Origin of the sequence: Klebsiella sp. KPN54798, from assembly GCF_021184225.1 — a bacterium.
GTDB lineage: Bacteria > Pseudomonadota > Gammaproteobacteria > Enterobacterales > Enterobacteriaceae > Klebsiella > Klebsiella pneumoniae.
This window is the reverse complement of sequence record NZ_CP089234.1, coordinates 1,321,911-1,338,957: the sequence shown is the minus strand read 5'-3', so window position 1 is coordinate 1,338,957 and position 17,047 is coordinate 1,321,911. Positions and strand designations below refer to the sequence as shown.

Here is a 17,047-nt window from a genome sequence, read left to right as displayed (position 1 = left end):
AAGATACCGTTTTATATACCGTCACCGGGAAATTGTGCCCCGCTTCGTCAGTTCGTCATATTGCCTTTCGCAGACCCTTCCGGCTTCAGCTGCCCGGTCAGCGTATTCTGCCAATTGCCGGTTTCGTTCGAGAGATTTTTCGAGCACGTCGGCAAGCAAAACTCCGGTGTCTGCGGCTGACGTCCCAGCGCCGACAGTGGCGTTATACTGCCTGAGCTGCTCACGGATGGCAACGAGCTGCTGCTGCAGCCGGCCAGCGCGAGCGGCAGCATCAAGAGCATCATTGCGCGCCTGGTCGATCCTCTGCTGCGCTTCTCGTTCATTGGTTGCTTTCTCCTGTTCGTCATGTTGACGGGCTTTCTCATCTTCTGCTTTGCGGTCAGCCTTCGCCTGCGCATACCCGGCGTCGTACTGTCTGTCACCGTGAATATTCCAGACTACAACGCCGCCGGCCACCAGAGCAGCAAGCATCGACACGATAAGCAACTGTTTCCAGTATGCTTTCACGAATGCCGTGATCATGATTCATTTACCGACGCGGAACCGGTCATTAACGGTAATTCTCTACCATCCTTCGCCACATTAACCGGCCAACGGTATCCGGTAACCCTTTCCCTGGAAAATGAACGAATGTTAATTGCATCAGACTGGTTCCCGCCAAGAACCATCAGGTCGCCATTTTTTTTCTTACCGACAACAAATCCGACATGGCCTCCGCCGTCACGGCTGAATACCACCACACAACCATAAGCTGGTTCTCTAATCTGAACCCCCCAGTTGAGATAGGATTTTGCAGATTCGAAGCGTGTTGATTTAATTCCACTTCGTTCGAGCATTGCACCTACGAATGCGGCGCACCATGGCGTTTCATCATCTTTAATCCCACCACGCTTAATGTCTTTCCAGAATTGAATAATCAGTGGGTTATGACGTGGTCCTTTAATTTCCACCTGGCCAATATGTTTACGTGCTTCTGTAATCCAGGGTAACTCACTCATGATGACCTCGATATTTTGAATATTTGCACGACGTTGCCGCGCGTCTTCAGCACCGCGGCGAACATCACAGCATTGATAACGACCTCAGAAAGATCTGCGGTCATAGGGAAGTGGTACAGGTATGAGTACGCGGTGCGCAGCGGGATACTGGCCGCCGCCACGATGAGGAAATAGGCTATCCACCCGCCCCAGCGGCGGTGGCGCGATCCGTTGCGCTGGAAGAACATCACCCGTAGCGCTATCCCGGCGCCGCTGATGGAATCAGCGATAAGCAGCAGATCATGACCTGTCATCGTCTTTTCCTCCCGGGATTAAATCGCGCGGATTATCAGAGCGGTGATACAGCCATATCCCGACCCGCACCGCGACAATTGCCGCAACGAACGCGCCGGCAGAGTACACAATGCCCCGCTCGAACGAGTCCTGTGTGATGGTGGGGATCATGCTCGCAACGCCGATCAGAATTGATGCTGTGGGTTTGTAGAAGAGAAGTCCGCAGAGAAAACTCAGAATCGATAGCAGAACTCGGCGCCTGACAGGGTACTCAACTGCGGAGGTAACGAAAATTACCGCCCCAGCGAGCGAGCCAAGAGCCACTTCTGGCGGAACTCCGGCGACAACAGCTGCCATAGAACTGAAACTCAGCATCTGTGTCAGAGAGTCGCCAGTTAAAGAAGATGCTGACATATATGCCTCACACTTTAACTATGCTTGAAATATTTACATCGATAGGTGTTAACCCATCGGTTTCAATAAGTACTGAGTTTGTTTTATTGGTAGCAGTAAAAGTGAGGCTGGTAGCAGTCTCAAGTTCTCCCTGCGTAATAATGTAGCCTAAGCCAGATGCAGCACCTCTGATATAAACATCGCCTGTTGATGAGTTATTTCTAACCCATGTAACCTTGTAATTATTACCAACAGTCAAATATTCTATGTTTATATACACACGCGCTTTTGTAGTTGCTGGAGTAACAGTGATATGTCTTCCGTCGACAGTTAATGTTCCATCGTAGCCAGATGGGATACCGACGTTTAGCGGGCTGTAATAATCATCAAGTTGCACCTGTGACTGATTTATAAAATCGATATCAGAAGGCATAAGACCAACCCCAAACCAGCACCTGTCAATGTGAACATACTCGCCTACAGTGCTGCCTGGGATAAGACGAATCTGCAGGGTGGTAATGGTTTTAGGTAATAATGCGTGGCAGACAACCCACATCCAGCCGTTTTCTGCCTCATTGGCTTTAGTCCTCGATGTAACAGCAGTCATTCCTGTCCCAGATATCTGAAGACGACCTGCGTTTGTAGAAAGACCAGAGTTTTTCCAGATACGAGCAGCAAAGGTCACCCATTGCCCTTTAAAGGCAAAAAGATAATCACTGAGATCACAATAAAAAAGAGGAGAAGATGTGTTCAAAACTTCAGCTTTTACACTGAACGCAAAAGAATCTCGTCGGGAAAGATCTCGAGAAACAGCTACTGAGTTCACTGCCCATGAGACTGGTAAAGACGAAAGCCAGGAGTTAAATGCCGGGTTTGGCGCAAGGTTCGGGCGCAACGGTCCTGTATACGTCTCAATAACTTTATCAAACTGGAATGCAGGATTGTCGTTCAGCGCCTCTATTGCCACCCCTGCCCACACGTCCATGCCAGCTGCATTAGGATGGATAAAGTCGGTATACAGGCTTTCTGGGACACCCAACTCAATGAACTTTGAATAGACATCAATGATACCAAGTCCCTGCACCGCGGCGACCTTAGCCCAGGCGCTAACAGCTCGCGCTGAATGGTCTGGAAAATCACGCCGCGGGTTCTGTGCCGTAACAATAACAGGAGCACCTGGATTATCTTGCTTCACAGCAAGAACACCCTCTGTAAATCCTGCCTGAATTGTCAACTCAGGAACGGTTGTCCCTTCATTGTGACCATAGTTTAAAATGACCAGGTCATAAGTTCGACCGGAGTTATAGATTTGCGAGCGCATCGCTCCCTGGTAATAACGCTCTGTAGAACCAGGAACAGACACGTTATCAATATAAATTGATCTGCCTGTTGTACCTGTACTCATTACGATTTCGGGATCCCATCCAGAGCCATCAACAAATAAGCGATAGCGTACACTATGAGTGGGATATTTAGATGCAACCCATGTTGACCATTTATAAACCCACTCGAAATCTGAGTTCCCCGTCGAATCACCAAGAATAATAATATAAGCATCTGCCTGCGCGCTTCGCACCTTCTGCCACAATGGAGCTACATGAGGCAATGCTTTCGTTAAGTCTAAATATTCTGACACTGTATTACCCTCATGATGACCGATATAAATAGAACCAGTTGGTTTAGCCAATTCAATAAGCACATCCGCAGCACTGCCACTTTCAGGCAAAACCATAAGTGGATCGCCATTATTATCCATGGCAACTATTTTGTTTTTTCGAAAATCCTTAGCAGGAAGTATTGATATTGCGCTTTCAGGCACTCTCATTGTTCTTTTAAACAAATCATCTGAATGGCCTATCGCAGCTGCGTTTAGAGTATCTGTATATTTTTTTGTTGCAGCATCCTGATCCTGAGATGGGTCACGTAGGTTACGAATACGATTGTTGAGTGCGTCGTAATAGTTAGCGAGCCATGACGGCTTCCTGAGAGATAGCCCAGACCACCACCCGTATGCCTGCTGAACAAGCATGGTTAGTTTATCGAGAGCATCTTCATGGATCTCCGGGAAAAAGCCACCCTGGTTCCTGATGCTGGCTTCCTGCGTAACCGGAGTGCTGCGCTCGATAGAGATTTTGTAACCAGCTGGCAGCGCCGATGTCAGCACCACCTTACCCCCGTTGTAGCGGTTCACGCCGGTAACCGTGTAATCGGTGCCGAGCGTCAGCGTCAAGATGTTTTCGGAGGTATCCAGCGTCTGCACCAGCACGTGGCTTTTATCCAAGATGCGGAACGTGAAATCGTATTGGGTAGTGGCGCCGTTACCGGTGTACTCGTTACGGCTTACCTGCGTTGAAACTGTCATAGTCTGCTCCAGTGGTCAGCGCTGGCGCGCGTGTATAGAAGCATTCTATTACCCATCAAACCATATATGAATAAAACAGATCAAAACGAGCAAAAACATTACCATTAAGGTAAATAAAAACCTTCTGGAAAACCCTGTTACCTTTTGATATATGTATATATATACAGTATTTATCGGAGTAATCCTAATGCCAGAGCGGTACCAGTATCCTGTCGACGAAGGTTTTGCAGATCGTATTCACACCCCGGAAGGGGTCAGATCCCTGGTTGTAAAATCACAGCTGATGGAGTTGCTCAGGGAAATGGAGCGAGACGGCCACGATGTCAGCGGTGCGGCGGCGGAACTGGTGGCACTGGTTAACTATGTGACAAGTTCGCAGTTGTCGATGCGGGAGCTGCAAACACACCTGGATTTCTGCGCAATGCAGTTGCGGCAGCAACTCAGATAGGGATTGATAGCCAGGAAGCACATTTAAAATAATTCTTGACGGACTTCATGGGTGGCTTAAGATTACCGTATTGGTAACTCAACCATGTGTTGAGTATCCGCTTGCATTAACGTTTGTTAGAGGTATGTATGAGCAGAAGATATAGCAAAGAGCTGGCTTTAGAGTCAGGGAGCCCTTTGGGTATCGCTCCTCGCTCTGACTACTCCGGTTTTGTGAAAAGAGACTCATCAACCGGCAAGTTCCTCGAACAAGATATGCGGGTGGTCGGTGATGACTTACGTAGGTCCGCAACGACCATTTATAAAAAGTACATCATAAAAGATGGGAAAAGAGTTGATGCCCCTCAAGGAAAGATGTTTGCCGTAACTCTACATAAGGAAGGTCTTGATGCTGCCGGAACACCAAAATCAAGTTCCCCAAGATACGACAAATACGCCAGACTTTACTGGCAAACAAAGCGATAACCCGAATTTGAAGAAGTCGAGGAAGATCTAAGTAAAGAGATCATTGAACATCCGGATGCTTTTTCGCGTGTGCTCGACAGGCCTGAAATTCAAGAAATCGTTGTTGCTCACCACGCATTTCAAGGCCCGCTACCTCCTCCATATCTTTTACGTGGGTATCAGGAAATCTTACCTGATGCCCCGAGCGTATCTTTCAACTAACGGAGAGAGAATTTGCTCACAGGCATAAGATGGAGGAAAAAGCACTTGATGGCGCCATCAACAGGGATAAAAGAGGACAGCACTACGGTCTAGGCGCTACAATCTTTACCGTCGGTTGTGCCACCGTCTTAGGCCTGACCGGGCATGAAGTGTTGGCAGGAACGGTCATCGGCATAGTAGTTGCAGTAGCTTGTATTTTTGTTCTCAGGCAAAAACCAATCATCAAAAAGAAGCCAGAGAATAACGAAAAACCTGATGAAGAATAGCCCGGGCCACGGTCTTTTTGATGGATGAAATATCAGCCAAGCGCTACAATCATAAAGCCACGGTTCAGTGGTCTACACATGGTAAGTGAAAATGAAAAAAGCATTAGCAGTGCTGTTTGTTCTGTTGTCTATGGGTTCAGCTACACAAGCTTTCGCTGGTAACTGCCAGCATCCTGATGATACTGCAGCTGATGGCTCACGCTGTGGCGGCCGTTCTGCTGACTCCCGCCCCGGCGGTCAGTGATAATTAAGGCCGCGAAAGCGGCCTGTTTGTTGGAGTGACATGTCACGCTCTCTTTCTGAATGATAGCCATTCGAATAATGAAGACATACCCCCACAGGCGATAGCAAAGATTAGACCACCAAAGAAAAGTAGACCAGCCTGCCACCACTCCCAGCGCCATACGTCCATGGCTCCAACCATTCCCACGATAGATCCAACCAGTGGTATATAGCTGACGATGAATGCAATCGGTGCCGCTATTATCCAGTGCAAGCCCCACCAAGATTCAAGTCCTGCCATGATTGCGGCTAACTGGAAAAGCCCCACCACGATGTAAACGATAAAGCCAATAGCTTGCATGTAGTCACCTATTTATTCAGAAAAAATTAGAGGTTTACCTTGAATAAGGCTCGCCACAAGAATTATTCCCTGCACAACAAAAATAAACCAGCAGATAGCCTGCGCTGGGGACTAAGGAAATATTTGTATCGGTCAGCAAATAACAACCAACCAGAAACTATCACAGACAAAATAATTAAAAACAAGGATCCCCTTATTCCGGCGTTACGTCCTGCGGTCGCCACCAGTATGTCTGGTTGAACTGTTTCTTGGATCTCTGCTCTACCTTGCGCAGATATCCAGGAGAAAAGTATTCCTGAAGCTGGTTAAATATCATATGGTCAAGCGCAGCTTTTGCATACCAAAGATTGGCACCGGGGATAAGGCCCTTGCCGAGTTTAACCAGATCACCACCTGTCTGTTCCGGCTTTCCTTCAACGGCATTAAGCGGGATGCCCTGCGCCAGCTTAACCACGTCATCAACCAGACCAGCCACAGGCCCCAGCATTGACGCCAGCGCGCCACCACCGTAGCGCGTATGGTCAGAAAGCAGGAAGTCACCATAGAGGCCAAGACCACCACCTTTCAGCAGCGCGCCGAGCCAGAATTTACCAGCATCCTTCCCGACCATCTCTCGGGGATTCCTCCCGGATGCCATGTCGTTTAGCTGCTGAGACAGCGCGCCGAGCATCGTGGTGCTGGCGAGGAATGCGGCGATATAAGCGGCCCGGCCGCCAGCGGAAGGCATGCCCATTGCACGCGTCCAGTGCCGCAGCACAACAGAGATCGGAAACGATTTGAATAGGAAAACCGAGCGGGTTAACTCGCCTTTCCATGTTCCGCGCTGCAGGCCACCACCAGTAAAAAGCTGCTCACGCGCGCCAGGCGTAATCACCGCCATGTCGACTTCTTCAGATACTGCGGCCAGCAGCCGGCGCATGGCCTCAAACCTTACTCGTTCCGGGAGCCCTAAGTGCATTACAGCAGCATCAGGGATCCGCATAATGCTTTCCGGAGTGAGCATGGTCGTATTGCCGTTACCCCAGTCCTCCTGTTGCGCCAGCTTCCATACACTGAAGTCCTGCTCGGTGATTCCTTTGCTTTTCAGTATGCGAAAATCGCTGTCGTCAAGGCTCCGCAGATCAGGGGCCCTGCTGACCACTTCCCCAAGGCTTCCCATCATCGTCACGCCGTAGGCACGTTTGTGCGCATCCGTCCATGCTGTCAGGCCGCTAGCGCGCATCACCGCCGTTGCCGCCCAGCGGGAAACCGACGGTCCCATATTGTCCATCGCCCAGCGGTTAACGCTGCCGAGCAACGATTCCATAGCCAGCCCAGCGCGACGGGCGCGGGCAAGCTCCATGCGGTTCGCCGGGTTCATGGCCTCAAGCTGGTTCATAAATAGTCGGTTCATCGGGATGTTCGCTACCTTCGCCGACATATACATCGTGCCCAGGTCAGAGAATGAAGCCAGCAGCGCGGAACCAAGTCGGCTCGCCACCATCCAGTTTCGGATGTTGTCCGACCATCGTGCGATGTGCGGATTAGCGATCGGCTGCGTCTTCCCGGCGATAAAGTTGTAAAGGTTCTCGGTACTGTTGGCCAAGCGCTTAATCCTGCCAGTGCGCTCAGGGTTGGCAGTGGCCTGTTCAGCCGTAACCTCGTCCAGGATAGAGCGGAAAACGTGATCGGGGTTCGGGCCGTATGTTTCAACCAGCGCGATATCTTTGCTGATACCTTCAAGGTGCCCGACCATTACTTCCCACAGAGAGCGATCGCCATATTCTCGCTGATACTCAAGGTAGGAGTCTGCGTCTTTGAAGTGGATCTGACGGGATGCATTACCGCGATTAGAGCGCGCGCCGGAAATGCGCATGCCGGTATCGCTTAATTTGTTCAGCCCGCCGGTGGCGATGGTGTTGTATGCCTCGCCCAGGAAGGTTGTCAACTCAGCATCGCTCATCAGCTGGCCGTCATCTTTGATGTAGTACTTGCGATCCAGTTTGTCGATGACGTCGCTAACCCACTTATCCTGCGGAACCCTGCCGACTTTCTCCATCGAGTGGTGCTGAGGGATGCCCCAGTTTTCCAGGTAGCCTATATCACCACCAGCGTCATTGAATCGCTGGCGAAGCAATTCAGTAACGCCAGCCCATGCTTTTGCGCCCTTCTTAGCCCTGACGTTGCCAGTGTCCTGCCCGCGCATCTCGTAAACCAGATCGCGCACGCTGGCCTCGTCCTCAAACAGGTGGAAGAATCTCGGGTCTACCGCTTCAAATGCTTCCTGAATCTGGCTTAGTGCATAGTCGCGTGTGGCTTTGCCGCGTGATTCTACCGACAGGAAATTTGATTTCCCGTCAGCGTGAAAGGCGATGGTCCGGTTAAGCGCCTCAAGCTTGCCGTCTTTCCCCTGGTAGGTCTTTATGAAGGCGTCGAGCCGCTGCCTGGCTGCGATGGTGAGTGCCACGCGGCGCTTCTTCAGCGCAGCTTCGTTAGTGAGTTCGTTCGCTGCTAACTGCCCGGCTCGGCGCAGCCGTTCGGCGTCAGTCATCGCCCGCCACGAAGCCGGATCATTGCGGGCCAGTTGCCGCATGTTCCGGTAAATACGGTCTTCAATATTCTTGATTTCCTGCTGCGTGAGTCGGCGGCTTGCGGCCTGCTGCACGGCGTTAATACATTCCTGACGCATAATTTATCCTCTTAAGAAACACGCAACAGCGACATCAAAAAGTCTGGAGTCCCGCACTGCCTGCTCATTTTCACGTGCAGCATCATCAAGCACCTCACGCGCGCTTCTGGACTGTGGATTGCCGTCATCATCAAGAACGGTGATCATCATATCTGGCGATAATGCCAGTGACTCTTCAGCAGCCATCACATCAATGTCCTGCTGATTCTCTGCCATTCTTGGCGATGGCGTGGTTTCTATGTCCCGGAGAGCCGCGTTAGGCTCCAGCGGTGCGACTTCATCGGCGGAGCGCACTTCTGCCGTGCGGAAAAATGAAAGAGCCTGAGCATCAAGCTCTACCTCTGCTTGCTGCCTGCGGGCGATCTCTGCTCTTGCCTCGAAGAATTCACCACCGGGCTCATGCGGGGCCAGTGCGTTACGAGAGAATTCCAGCCTCCCCTGTGCTTCACTGATCCGCTGATCGACATCTCTCAGCCTTGCCTGCTTATCGGCTCGGGCACGGGACAGCGCTTTGCCGCTTCCCGCGGGTTGCTCTGCCAGTATCTGGTTACGCTGCTCAGTGAGGTTAGTGATAATGCGTTCGCTGTTGGCTATTTCTGACTGGTAAACCTTGCGGTCGCCACGCGGAAGAATTTGCGCAGCCTGATCCTCAAGCGTCCGCATTTCAATAGCTCTGGATGTTGCACCCTCATCTGCCTGAGAAAGCATCTCATCCAGTGCCTGCGATATAATGCTGCGCCGTGCCGGTATGCTGGTGAATGCCGCCGGCTCAACAATGCTCGCCACATCAACCGATCGGCCTGCACTGACATCCTGCATCGCCTGCCGTAGTGCCTGGGCATGCGCATCGCGTGACAGCACATTAACCGGAATCCCTGGAGCGATATCAAACTCAGCATGATGAGCAGCATTGGCCGCCAGAGCTGCATCGACGTCGGCAGGCATAAAATCAGGCGGGCGAACATTTTCCCCACGCGAGTTTACGAACCGGCCTACACCGCCGAATGCCAGTCCGAGAACTGCATCGATCGCCATCGCCTGCTTATCGAAAACGTCATACTGCGAGGCCATATCCTCATAGCCATTATTGCGCAGAATGGAGGCGGTGCTGCCGCGCATAGCCATACCAAAGGCGACGTTCGTGCCTGCCGCATAAGCGATATCAGGCGCAGCTCGCACAACGGTACCAGCAGCATTCCCAAGCGCCGATCGTGATAACTGAGCGCCGACACCTTCAGCCAGTGCGCCACCAGCACGCAGGCCGATGCTCATCGGTATGACTGTACCGGCACCAGCTGTAAGGCCGTGTACCAGCGCCACTTCCTGGGCGGTGCTGTAATCTACGCCTTCGCCGCGCAGTCGCTCAAACTCGGAGAACCCCTGCAAGCTGGTCACAGCAGCAGCGGCGCCAGCAGGACCGGCTGCCAGCGTACTTACTACTGCCTGCGATCCCATATCGAAAAGACCATACAGCACCTGTCCGGCGGTGCCGGTAGTGGCGGCATCCGGCGTCAGGCGTTTAACCTGTGATGCAGCAAGCTCTCTCTGTCGGGCGATGTATTCAGGTGACGTGTCACGAAACGATGTATTGTCATTAACAAACTGAGCGATGGGTGATACAACGGCATCAACACCAGCCCACAAAAGCTGGTCAGGCTTTGCAACAAGGCCGGAATAAAGACCTGATGCGGCACCGCTGACTGATCCATCGAAAAACCCAACATCGTTTTTAGGGCTGCCTACTGGGTTTGATGCGGCCTGGTCCAGCTGCTGATTCTGGTTTACCGGGTTAAGTCCGAAGTAACTCATTGAGGGATATCTCCAGAGAAGCGCTGACGCTGCTGCGTGAGATCGATAACTACCGGTGTTCCGTCCTGTTTCAGAAGGTATCCGGTACCAAGTTTCACGAGATACTGGCTGTCGCCGTAGCTTTGCAGGCCGTACTGCCCAGGCGGAGCCTTAACGCCAGCACCGGTAACCTGCGTTTCCCATGCCTGATTAACCTCTTTATCGAACTGCTCAGAAGACATGCCCCACGGCAGCAGGACATTACCCATGCCGTTATAGTCATGCACGCCGCCAGTAGCGACGTTTATCGCCTGCTCCCAGACGTCAGAATCCAGCTCGCCAGAGAGATCGCCCTTCTGCGCCATTACTCCGGCGTAGTAGTCTTTCGCAACGTCATACGCCATAGATGCGCCCTGTGCGTCACCGGCAAATGCATCTTTAACGGTATTGCTGAACTCGAGCCGCATATCGTTTTCTTTCGGCATGGTAATGCCTTTGGCTTCTTTCGATCCTTTGCGTGCTGCGGCACCAGCCAGAATGGTTTGCGATGCGGTAGAGGGCGACACAGACACGTCAGGATTGAACCAGTTTTTCTCAGCAACCACGCCGCCAGGCTTGTCCATAAGAATTCCGGCAACAGCAGCAGACGGCGCATTCGCGCTGATTTGCTGAAGTGCTGCCATGTACGGCTTACCGCCGCCGGTGCTTTTGTGGATCGTGTCGAGATACGCAGATTGTTGCGAAACCGGGGCGTCTCGGAAGAATTTACCGATCTGGCTCTCCTCTTCTTTGGAAAAGAAAGTCAACGGTGTTCCGTATGCTCTAGCCAACTCAGAAACCTGAGAAGCACGCAGCCCAATGCTCTGACCGAAATTATTTTGGTTGGACATATCAATTGGTTTGGTTTGTCCAGAGGAAAGTGAGAACTGAATTGGATCCGCCTTACGCTGCTTAATAACTTCATCAGCAGCAGCCTGAACATGGTCGAATGCTGCTGCGCGCCCTGCCAGCCCTTCTCCATTACCAACTTGATTCTTTAGATCACTGACATATTGCTGAATGGATGCCGTCGGCATTGTGCGAAAAGATCCGATATACTGCCCGGCAACGCGCAGGTTTTCGAAATCGTTAAAACGCTGTGTCCCCTCCCGGTAACCGAAAGCGTTAATGAAGTCGCCCTGTGAAGGCGGATTATCGAACTGGATCCCCTTCAGATAAGCGGCGGTTGCATCCTGTACCTGATCAACAAGTTGGGCCTTGAACTGCGTACGAGCCTGGTTCCGCAGCTCCATAGACTGGCGTAAATATGCCGCCTGCTGCTGCGGGCTTGCGGCGTCGAAAGCTTGATTCCCTGAATATCGCTTAGGCGATTCCAGAGTAGTAAGACCAAGCGCGGCAGAAACGCCAGTGTTCAGTTGATCCTCGCTATATGGCTGTTTCCCGTTCTCGTGCTGGATGATGCCAGCGCAGAGCTGACGCAGGGTATTAATGTCGCTCATATTAAGCTGGTCATTTGGCGTGACATTCAGCTTTTTGCATAATGCGGCAATGTACGCTTCTGTGTTATTGCCATCGCTGGCCGGCGCCCAACGATTAACGATCTCGCTCACGGTGTCGTATCCCTGGCGCTGGTACGACAGCAGGTTTTTACCCAGCGCTCGGATCCCATGCTCGGGCGTCACGAATTTCGCAAAACGCCCATCACTACCCGCCTGGCCATCCCACGAATTGGAACCGGCTTCGATGTTCCCCGGATTATTATTTCGCAGCCCTCTGGCGGCTGACGAATTACCATGCGCCGTAACACGTGGCGCACCCTCATTGTCTCCAGGCTCACCATTCTGCTGCATGAACTGAATATACTGTTGCGATGCTGCAGTACTCAGCGCGCTATCTGCCGCCTGCTCTTTCAGCTTTTCTTTTTCCGCTACAACCTGTTCCTGGCTCCATCCATGAGCGGCGGCGTACTGATCGATCGCATCAAACCCCATTTTTACCGTATTAACAAACGCTGCATCATCACCATAGAGCCCCTGCGACTGGGTTACCACGTTTTGCTTAATAGCGGAGAACTGCTGATCCTGAAACTGCTGGAACTGGCCAACCTCATACCGGCGGGCCTGGTTGTGAAATGACTGCATCGACTGCTGCAATTGAAAAGATAACTGCTGACGGGCTTCGCCATCCGGCACGGTACCCAGCAAGTCCTGAGCTTTCTGCTGCATGTTCTGCATGACGACATCGCTTTGCCCTAGCGCAGCTTTTCCCTGCTTCGTTATCAGACCATTGTCAGGATTGTTGAACTGGTCATCACCGAACTGATTAAACTGCAGCAGAGCATCCTGGCTAAGCGCTACATCAGCCTTGCGCTTTGCATCAGCCATCATATTGATCGACGTATCAGCAGCCTGCTGGATGCCCTGCACCAGCGGATTTTCCGGGACACGAAGATTACTCGTCATCACCGGCGCTGTTTGCGTCTGGCTCTGGCGTTGATATTGCGGAACGGTTGGCATAGTCAGCTCCTTTTACTTAGCGGAAAGCGGCTTCCAGGTACCGCCCAGCGTCTTGTATGCATTAAGACCGGTCAGCGTGGAGTTGAGCAGTGTTGAACCTGCGCCAAGCATTCCGGACTGCTTATCAATTTTCCCTTGCGCTCGGCTGGTATCAGCCTGGAACTGCAGCCCGGCGGCCTGTCGCTGGCCGTTGTTGATGGTGGTCAGCGCGTCGAGCGTGCCCTGCTGCATGGTTTCAGTTGTCAGGTCCAATGCGTTACCGCTCGTCAGGTCGGCGCCGTTAGCAGCCAGTGCATTGGTTTGCTGTCCGGCAACCCGCCGGGCCTGCTGCCGCTGCTGGTATGCCTGGTCATTAGCTGTATTAATAGTGTCGCGGGCGGCCTGCTCCTGAGCGTCGGCGTTAGCGTTCGCCAGCGCGGCGTTAGCGCGGCCTGTCTGGATCTGGCTGTAAGCGCTGAGACCGCCAGAGACGGCGGAAACTGCCAGCGCTGCGGTACCGACATCACACATGGTCGATCTCCTTCGTAAAGTGGTGAAATGGCATGCCCTTTAATCCGTATGGCTCAGGGTCAGCAAGAGTGAACCCCATCCAGTGAAGCCAGGATTTTGCTGCGTGGTTACGCGCATCTACGTAATTTTCAAGCACGCGATATCCGCGTGACATGTCACGAAGAACCGGGCGGCAATGGCGGAGGAATGTCAGCGGCTGATGCTCAATATGGTCGGTGCTAACCAGCCACGGAATACCTCGTCCGGTGATGATCGATGCAGGAGATATACCGAAGATGGTTACCACCTGGCCGTTAATCATCCCTGCAGCGGCTACCGAAGCGCTTTTCATGGCGCGATTAATGACTTCCTCCGGAGTCATCCCAGCGGCAGCCATAAACTCATCGTGGTCTGCCTGGCGGACATGCGGGAGAATGGCGCAGATATGCTCGTCAGTAACGCTGACTATCTCAACTTTCCGCATATCAGCCCCCTACCGTTACGCGCGGTATAATGGCCAGAATGCCAAGCGGCAGCGGATCGGAATGGCTGATTACAACCCGCCCGTTACGCTCCCAGTTTGCATCGAGGTTCATATCGATGATGCCCGTCTTTAGCCCTACCGGGTCGTCGTAGAATTCCCACTCACGCTGGGTATACTCCAGCAAGTGAGCATCATCTGTTCCGGCCCAAACCGAGCGCCCGCTGTTGAGCATTACGCAAAGCTGATTGATGAGTTTGGTCTTATCCAGCAGCGTAGACTGCCCTGCAACGTTCACGTCCAGCGTTTCGATAACCGCGGCTACCGGCAAACCGATATGCACCACTGACGAGTGGTTTTCGATCGTCACTTCGCCGCCTGATACAACCTGCTGAGGTTCAACGTTACCGTCGGCAAGAATGCTAACCGTCTGCCCCTCGAGGTGAGACAGTCCCGCAAATGTCCGACGTGCTATCGACCATGTTGATTGCGCAGTGTTACGCAGCGCTGTCGGCACATCACGGTTTGCTAATACGGTAGCCACTGTTGATGAGATAACACCAGCAATGCTCAAACGCATCGACTTGCTGACACCGCCTTCGGTGTAGGGAATATGAATCTCGTAATCAGTGCTCGATGAGTCGAAGATTGCAGAGCTGCATGTTAGCGTGAATTCATCCTGGTAGGTCCAGCCACCGGTGGAACTGATCGTCATTGTGCGTGAAGAGTCGGTGTTTTCTCCGCTGTAAGACAGGCCAGAATCCACGAAAAATGCATCCTGCTGTTCTGTAAACTGCCTGGTGTTCAGTCGTTCAATATAACGAACTGTCGATCCATTCACCGTACGGCGAATAAGCGCATAGACCGCATCTTCCTGCCCTTCGCTAATACTGCAGATCGATTCGACATAGCCATTAGTCATCGGGTGCGGATGCCAGGCATATACCTGCTGCTCACGGAGATAAGTCAGCCCAAGAAGCATGCCATCACTCCTCGCACACCATGCAACGCTGAACGGCTGTACAGACAAGGCCCAGTCCCTGATGCTGTAACCGTTAAACAGATGACTGGCAAGGAGGGTCAGATCACTGGATTGATAGCTGTCCTGGTCAAATGAGTAAAACAGGTCACGGATGATGGAGCCCTTCTGCTGAACGTACAGTGCAACGCTACCAACGTTGATTGGTGCCAGATCGCTGCTACCGTTGAACGACTGACCGGACATCGCAAAGCCACCAGTTCCCGTCAGGTTACCGTTGCTGTCGCCTGTCACCTTGAACTCTCCTCCGCTGGTCAGCACGATAAGCTGACCGACATCGAGAAGGTGCAGGATTTTGTTCAGCTGGCGACCGGCGTAGTTATAGGTGATCGCATCGTCGTCAACCTTCGGGTTGCTGCGATAGAAGTTGTGATAATCACCGGTACGGCTACACCATATAGTTTGAGGAAATGCCCGGCTGCCGCCGAAAATCAGCCGCTGCTGGTAATAGGTAACTGTACCCGGGTAGCCGTCAGTATCGTTCCAGGCGTAATGCGCCCATTTGTAAGTGGCGAAGGTGCTACCCACCACTTGCGCCGGCAGCTCGATCTCACCATCCTGACGTGGTACAACGTCGGCCGTTGCAGTTAGTCCATCTCCGGCGACGGCGGTAATACGGCACACGCCAAAACCACTATGCAGATAACGCCACAGCACACCGTTACGGCCACCAAGACCCCAGCCATCCCAGGAATCTCCCGTTGTATGGGTAGGAGCAACAGTGCCGGTTGTGCCATTAGAACCGCCGTCAACACAGCGATAAAAGTTCTCCTGATATCGGCACTCGTCACCGATCCCGATGTCTTTATCGGTTTCCCACCGACCAACACTATCTACCGCTTTCTGTTCCATGTAGAACAGTTTTCCCACGTGCTGGCTTTTGAAAATCGGGCTGTTGGCAGTCAACGTTACGGATCCAGTTCGGCCTGAGGCGTACACAGTTACCGAGTCGTCTGTGTTCAGGTCCTGGAATGGCCCGCTGGTTGTTGTCACTGCGGCGGTGCGCCAGTCAGCCTCTCCGTAACGGCGGATCTCAAGCGGCGGATAATCGTTGTGGCACACTGTCATCACATCGGCAGACTGCGTAAATTTCAGCTCAGAGATGACGCTCACCGGCCATGGGGTAGCCACTTCAACAGGGCTGCCGCCGTCCGTAACCAGCGCGCCGTTAGACCAGACACGGAAATAGTGATCACCGAGCTCGAGCGCATAGGTTTGCGATACGCTGAACTGGAACGGTATTAGCCGGCAGTAACGGTCTGCATATTTCGCGCTCCCCAGGAACCGGAACCCGGGACGATTTTCAATGCCGCCTGACTGCCGGACGATGAAATTGCGGCAGCGGCGCAATGACGTCTGGTATTTTTCAAGATCGATTCGACCATACAGTGAAGGCGATATCTCGCCGCCGGCAAGCGACGGTTGCACCAGTGAATAGGCCATCAGCAGATCCTCGCACTGGCAAGGTCAGACATCGCCTGCTGCGGTTCATGTGCCTCATCAAGAGAGCGTTGCATGGCCGCCGTAAGCACCTGCTGATAATTGGCCATTGCCTGCTGACCGAGACTGGCATTTGCCGCGATCGGCATGGCTATCTCTGCCGCCATACGCCACGAAAGCGCATCAGCGAACAGGGCATCAAACATCGTCGGATCAGTGATGCTTTTCACGTATAGCAGTACCGCCTGAGACTCATTGGTATGAATGACGCGGCCAGTGCCATCTTCATTGCTGCCAACTTCAAAAACAGGCTTATCCTGCAGAACGATATGAGACCCAGTGAACCACTTCGGTAATATGGCAGCTATGCGCGCACAGTCGGTAGGGTACTGATACCGGAACAACCATCCCGGCGCAGGGTCGCCAAGGTCAGCCAGGACAACGCGCGACATGGCAAAGTTCCAGTCGTTGTCTGCCAGAACTGCGTCGCGCATGGACTCGTAAAACAGGTTGCAGGTATATGCCTCTTTGGTCTTTTCGGTGAGGCTGTTAATCGTCCGGCTGTTGCCTATACGTGCCAGCGCGATATTACAGATATTGATCACTGATGCCATATCATCCACCAACTAAAAAGGGGC

Annotated in this window: 16 protein-coding genes and 1 pseudogene; 4 read left to right on the top strand and 13 right to left on the bottom strand. The window is 52.6% G+C overall.

Annotation, left to right across the window (positions count from 1 at the left end; genetic code table 11):
- Positions 1–21: 21 nt before the first annotated feature.
- The 5 genes from LPQ25_RS06640 to LPQ25_RS06620 are packed head-to-tail and all read right to left on the bottom strand — an operon-like array spanning position 22 to position 4,026.
- On the bottom strand, positions 22–522 hold the full coding sequence (locus tag LPQ25_RS06640) for a DUF2514 domain-containing protein (protein ID WP_048336782.1): 501 nt from the start codon (positions 520–522) through the stop codon (positions 22–24).
- Positions 519–998: a TIGR02594 family protein gene (locus LPQ25_RS06635; protein ID WP_071888828.1), complete on the bottom strand. Its 480-nt coding sequence runs from the start codon at positions 996–998 to the stop codon at positions 519–521. The genes LPQ25_RS06640 and LPQ25_RS06635 overlap by 4 nt, the downstream gene beginning before the upstream one ends.
- Complete coding sequence (locus LPQ25_RS06630; RefSeq protein WP_048336783.1) at positions 995–1,291, bottom strand: phage holin family protein; 297 nt, start codon at positions 1,289–1,291, stop codon at positions 995–997. Before LPQ25_RS06630 ends, LPQ25_RS06635 begins: the two co-directional genes overlap by 4 nt.
- Entirely contained in the window at positions 1,278–1,685 is a 408-nt protein-coding gene (locus tag LPQ25_RS06625; protein ID WP_048336784.1) for a putative holin, read from the bottom strand. Before LPQ25_RS06625 ends, LPQ25_RS06630 begins: the two co-directional genes overlap by 14 nt.
- A 7-nt stretch (positions 1,686–1,692) precedes the next feature.
- The gene (locus LPQ25_RS06620; protein ID WP_048336785.1) at positions 1,693–4,026 is read right to left on the bottom strand and encodes an SGNH/GDSL hydrolase family protein; all 2,334 of its coding nucleotides are present in this window, start codon (positions 4,024–4,026) and stop codon (positions 1,693–1,695) included.
- A 151-nt stretch (positions 4,027–4,177) separates the two neighbouring features.
- Here LPQ25_RS06620 and LPQ25_RS06615 point away from each other — a divergent pair, with 151 nt between their 5' ends.
- The 4 genes and pseudogenes from LPQ25_RS06615 (at position 4,178) to LPQ25_RS27275 (ending at position 5,649) form a co-directional block, all read left to right on the top strand.
- The gene (locus LPQ25_RS06615) at positions 4,178–4,474 is read left to right on the top strand and encodes a hypothetical protein (protein ID WP_009485391.1); all 297 of its coding nucleotides are present in this window, start codon (positions 4,178–4,180) and stop codon (positions 4,472–4,474) included.
- Positions 4,475–4,602: 128 nt separating this feature from the next.
- Positions 4,603–4,938, top strand: a complete 336-nt coding sequence (locus tag LPQ25_RS06610) for a hypothetical protein (RefSeq protein WP_071587176.1) — start codon at positions 4,603–4,605, stop codon at positions 4,936–4,938.
- Positions 4,862–5,405 (top strand): annotated as a pseudogene (locus LPQ25_RS27280) (DUF2335 domain-containing protein). The gene LPQ25_RS06610 and the pseudogene LPQ25_RS27280 overlap by 77 nt, the downstream one beginning before the upstream one ends.
- Positions 5,406–5,496: 91 nt before the next feature.
- Complete coding sequence (locus LPQ25_RS27275) at positions 5,497–5,649, top strand: transmembrane anchored protein (RefSeq protein ID WP_071888829.1); 153 nt, start codon at positions 5,497–5,499, stop codon at positions 5,647–5,649.
- 42 nt (positions 5,650–5,691) lie between these two features.
- Here LPQ25_RS27275 and LPQ25_RS06600 read toward each other — a convergent pair whose 3' ends face one another.
- The 8 genes from LPQ25_RS06600 to LPQ25_RS06565 form a co-directional block, all read right to left on the bottom strand.
- On the bottom strand, positions 5,692–5,988 hold the full coding sequence (locus LPQ25_RS06600; RefSeq protein ID WP_048336786.1) for a hypothetical protein: 297 nt from the start codon (positions 5,986–5,988) through the stop codon (positions 5,692–5,694).
- Between the two features lie 193 nt (positions 5,989–6,181).
- Complete coding sequence (locus LPQ25_RS06595; RefSeq protein WP_048336787.1) at positions 6,182–8,656, bottom strand: phage protein; 2,475 nt, start codon at positions 8,654–8,656, stop codon at positions 6,182–6,184.
- A 3-nt stretch (positions 8,657–8,659) separates the two neighbouring features.
- Positions 8,660–10,465 carry a hypothetical protein gene (locus LPQ25_RS06590; RefSeq protein ID WP_048336788.1) on the bottom strand — a complete coding sequence of 602 codons (1,806 nt, stop codon included), beginning with the start codon at positions 10,463–10,465 and terminating at the stop codon, positions 8,660–8,662.
- Positions 10,462–12,960, bottom strand: coding sequence for a bacteriophage protein (locus tag LPQ25_RS06585; RefSeq protein ID WP_048336789.1), 2,499 nt, complete (start codon positions 12,958–12,960; stop codon positions 10,462–10,464). The genes LPQ25_RS06590 and LPQ25_RS06585 overlap by 4 nt, the downstream gene beginning before the upstream one ends.
- A 12-nt stretch (positions 12,961–12,972) precedes the next feature.
- Positions 12,973–13,470 (bottom strand): hypothetical protein, encoded by a 498-nt coding sequence (locus tag LPQ25_RS06580; RefSeq protein WP_004197440.1) that lies wholly within the window; start codon positions 13,468–13,470, stop codon positions 12,973–12,975.
- Positions 13,463–13,933 carry a hypothetical protein gene (locus LPQ25_RS06575; protein WP_048336790.1) on the bottom strand — a complete coding sequence of 157 codons (471 nt, stop codon included), beginning with the start codon at positions 13,931–13,933 and terminating at the stop codon, positions 13,463–13,465. The genes LPQ25_RS06580 and LPQ25_RS06575 overlap by 8 nt, the downstream gene beginning before the upstream one ends.
- 1 nt (position 13,934) lies before the next feature.
- Complete coding sequence (locus LPQ25_RS06570; protein WP_048336791.1) at positions 13,935–16,412, bottom strand: phage tail protein; 2,478 nt, start codon at positions 16,410–16,412, stop codon at positions 13,935–13,937.
- Positions 16,412–17,023, bottom strand: a complete 612-nt coding sequence (locus LPQ25_RS06565) for a phage connector family protein (protein WP_004197381.1) — start codon at positions 17,021–17,023, stop codon at positions 16,412–16,414. Before LPQ25_RS06565 ends, LPQ25_RS06570 begins: the two co-directional genes overlap by 1 nt.
- Positions 17,024–17,047 lie beyond the last annotated feature (24 nt).